This window comes from Ignavibacteria bacterium (assembly GCA_016873845.1).
In the GTDB taxonomy this organism is placed as follows: domain Bacteria; phylum Bacteroidota; class Ignavibacteria; order Ch128b; family Ch128b; genus JAHJVF01.
Map to the genome: position 1 here is coordinate 1 of VGVX01000127.1, position 3,362 is coordinate 3,362.

Below are 3,362 nucleotides of genomic sequence, written 5' to 3' on the forward strand. Positions count from 1 at the left end.
TCTTCCGCAGTACAACTTTGATTTTTCAGCAATTCTATTTCAGAAGATTTTAGTCTGCGATATTCCATGAGTTCTCCTATAATTCGGGTAGATTGTTAATAGCATCTTTCTCAATATCTTTGAAATATTTTACTGTTCCGACTTTCAATTCCATCGTTGCAGTATCATCACAAACAATCATTCCTTTTTTGTGAATTTGAAGCGCAGAAACAGTCCACATGTGATTGACTCCTTCTTCGACGACCATCTGAAGCGCTCTTGCTTTATTGTAACCGCTTATGATAATTACGACTTCATCCGAATCCATAACTGTCCCGACGCCGACGGTTAATGCTGTGGATGGAACTTTCGTAATATCGTTGTCAAAAAATCTCGAATTGGCAACACGAGTATCGTAGGTCAAAGTTTTTACACGAGTTCTTGACGAAAGAGATGAACCAGGCTCGTTGAATGCAATATGACCATCGGGACCGATTCCGCCGAGGAACAAATTAATTCCGCCGTATTTTTTAATTTTTGCTTCGTAATCGGTACATTCTTTCTCTAGGTCAGCAGCGTTTCCGTTCAGAATATTTACATTCTCTGCTGGGATATCAATGTGATTAAAGAAATTCGACCACATGAAGTAATGATAGCTTTCAGGATGATTTTCCGGAAGTCCAACATATTCATCCATATTAAACGTAACAACATTTTTAAATGATACCTTACCTTGTTGATGAAGCTCAATTAAATGCTGATATGTTCCAAGCGGTGATGAACCAGTTGGCAATCCGAGTATGAAGGGTTTCTTCGGAGTTGGATTGAACTCCTTAATTGTCTTTGCAATGTAATATGCTGTGAACTTACTTAAAGCTTGGTAGTTTTCGTGAATTAAGATTCTCATTTTTTAATTCCTATTATTTATTGATTAAATTATAACATTATTTTAGTGTCGGTTACAAAACTGCCGCTGCCTTCATCTTGAACAAGCAATGGATTGATATCAAGCTCTTTTATTTGTGGACAATCGACTGCCAATTGCGAAATTCTTTGAATGCAATTTACTATTGAATCGATATCTTTCTTCGTTCTTCCTCTTGCACCAGCGAGCAGATGATACGACTTAATTTCTCGAACCATTTCGTAAATATCTTCTTTAGAAGCTGGTACGACTTTGAATCTAACATCCTTCAACACTTCGACAAAAATTCCACCGAGTCCAAACATGACAACAGGACCGAATGTATAATCACGTTTCAATCCGATTATTACTTCTTCTCCTGTATTAACCATTTTCTGGACAAGTATACCTTTAATTCTCGCTTCAGGCATTGCGGCATTCACATTTCGCATTATCTCTGAAAATGCTCTGCGTGTTTCTTCGATACTATTTATATTCAGCCGAACACCGCCTAAATCGAACTTATGAATAATATCTTCAGACATGATTTTTAATACAACAGGGAACCCAATTTTTTTTGCAATTTTTTCGGCTTCATCCTCAGATTTCGCCAATCCATTCGGTAAAATAGGAAGTTTATAAGCATCGAGGATTTTAATTCCCTCTTCTTCGGTGAGAAATTTTCTTCCTTCATTTACAGCTTTTTTGAGAATTGATTTAGCTGATTTTACATCTACGTCATTAAAAGTTTCAGGTGCAGATGTTTTTTTGGATAACCGTTTTTTGAAATTATAGGCAGACGAAAACGCTTTACACATATCTTCTGGAAGCTGATAGTGTGGAATATTTCTTCTTTGAATAATATCGATTCCGGCGGCAACGTCGCTCGCACCCATAAATGATGTCAGAAAAGGTTTGGGCGATTCTTTCGCAATTTTCGAAATCTCATCTGCTATAGTTACGATATCTGTCATCGATTGTGGGGTGAGTATAACCATTGCTCCATCTACGTTCTCATCTTTTAAAGTGGAAGTTAATGCTGCGATGTATCTATCAGCCCTTGCATCTCCAATAACATCAACGGGATTTTTAATATTCGCAGTTACAGGCAGACTTCTTTTGAGAGCAATGGTTGTTTCTTCAGAAAATTTTGCAAGCTGAAGTCCGCTCTTAATTGCCATATCTGTTGCAAGCACTCCGGGTCCGCCAGCGTTGGTAATAATTGCTATTCGATTGTTTTGTGGAATTGGTTGATAAGCAAAAGCAAGAGCATAATTGAACATCTCTTCAATATTTTCACAGCGTATAATACCAGCCTGATCAAACGCAGCATCGCAAACCTCATCGCTTCCTGCTAAAGCTCCGGTATGAGAAGCTGCAGCGGATGCGCCTTCAGATGTTCTTCCAGATTTGAGAGCAAGTATCGGTTTTCCAGTTTCTGAAATTATTTCTTGGGCGATTCCCATTAAAGCTTGACCATCGCTGACTTCTTCCAGGTACATTAAAATTACTTTTGTTTGCGGATCATTTTTCAAATAAAACAAAAGATCAATCTCATTTATATCTGCTTTATTGCCAAAGCTTACAAATTTAGAAAAGCCAATGTGTTTCGCTCTTGCATAATCCAAAACTGCGGTACACAGCGCACCGCTTTGCGAAATAAATCCAATGTTTCCTGCGTCCGGCATCTCACGAGCGAATGAAGCATTCATAACACAATTTGGATCTGTGTTAATTACACCGAGACAATTCGGACCTATAAATGAAATTCCATTTTTATGTGCAATCGCTTTAATTTGATTCTCCCGCTCGATTCCTGCCCCGCCAACTTCTTTAAATCCTGCAGAAATGATGATCATCGATTTGATTCCCTTCTGCCCGCACTGCTCTAATGCCATATGACAAACGGAACTTGGAAAAACCAAGACTGCCATATCGACCGGATCGGGAATATCAATAACATATTTATATGCTTTTACACTTGCAATAAATTGCTCCTTTGGACTTACAGGATAGAGTATTCCTTGAAAATCTGCTTTTAAGATATTGTAAAAAATGTCAGAAGGGACAGTGCCTTTGACTTTATTTGCACCGACAACTGCAATCGAACGAGGATAAAAAATACTGTGAATCTGTTCCCAAGTTTTTTTACTGAATTTTGACAACACTACACCTTCGCATCTACATAAGATTTAATAAAAGAAACAGCATCTGAAACTGATTGCACACCTAACGCAGCATCTTCGTCCATTTCGATGTCAAATTCTTCTTCAAATCCGGCGACAAGCTGAAGACTCTGCAGCGAGTCGGCTCCAAGATCAAAAATAAAATTAGCACTTGATGAAATATTTTCTTGATTAATTTTGAGAACGCCCGCAATAACTTTCTTTACACGGTTCTCAACTTCTGTACGATCCATTTATTACTCCTTTAATTGAATTTATTGATATGTTCAACACGAACTGTATTTACAAAAATA

Annotated in this window: 3 protein-coding genes; all 3 read right to left on the reverse strand. The window is 37.7% G+C overall.

Annotated elements, in window-relative coordinates; genetic code table 11:
* Positions 1 to 76 precede the first annotated feature (76 nt).
* The 3 genes from FJ213_13065 to acpP are packed head-to-tail and all read right to left on the reverse strand — an operon-like array spanning position 77 to position 3,302.
* The gene (locus tag FJ213_13065) at positions 77 to 886 is read right to left on the reverse strand and encodes a glucosamine-6-phosphate deaminase (protein MBM4177081.1); all 810 of its coding nucleotides are present in this window, start codon (positions 884 to 886) and stop codon (positions 77 to 79) included.
* A gap of 29 nt (positions 887 to 915) precedes the next feature.
* The gene (locus FJ213_13070) at positions 916 to 3,048 is read right to left on the reverse strand and encodes a CoA-binding protein (protein MBM4177082.1); all 2,133 of its coding nucleotides are present in this window, start codon (positions 3,046 to 3,048) and stop codon (positions 916 to 918) included.
* A 2-nt stretch (positions 3,049 to 3,050) separates the two neighbouring features.
* Entirely contained in the window at positions 3,051 to 3,302 is a 252-nt protein-coding gene (acpP, locus tag FJ213_13075; protein ID MBM4177083.1) for an acyl carrier protein, read from the reverse strand.
* Positions 3,303 to 3,362: the final 60 nt, after the last annotated feature.